Below are 329 nucleotides of genomic sequence, written 5' to 3'. Positions count from 1 at the left end.
GCGACCAGGTCTTCGAAGGCCTTGATCCTGGTGAAGATCTCGCGCGCCAACCGTGCTTTCAACTGCTTCAGGCTTTCGATCTGCTCGTCGAGACTGGCGGCAAGATCGGGCAGCGTCACGTGCTCCATGGAGGTCTTGAGCTGGGCGGTCAGGTCGCTGATCTGCTCGTAGGCCGTCATCCGTTCGGCCAGCTCGATCAGGCGGAGATCCTGCGCCGCCCGCACCGTGTCCACCTGGGCCGTCGCCGCTGCGATCAGCGCCGCGTCGATCCGATCGGTCTTGGCGCGCAGCCGCTTGAGCCTTGCAAACAGCCGCACCTCCAGCGGCTG

General features: G+C 65.3%; 1 protein-coding gene. It reads right to left on the bottom strand.

From position 1 onward, the window contains the following. Positions 1-329, bottom strand: a 329-nt coding sequence (locus tag AC2YHT_RS25690; RefSeq protein WP_487292620.1) for a hypothetical protein, incomplete at both ends; no start/stop codon positions are given.

The organism is Caulobacter sp. SRI_008 (assembly GCF_057586355.1).
This window is presented reverse-complemented; position numbering and strand designations above follow the sequence as displayed.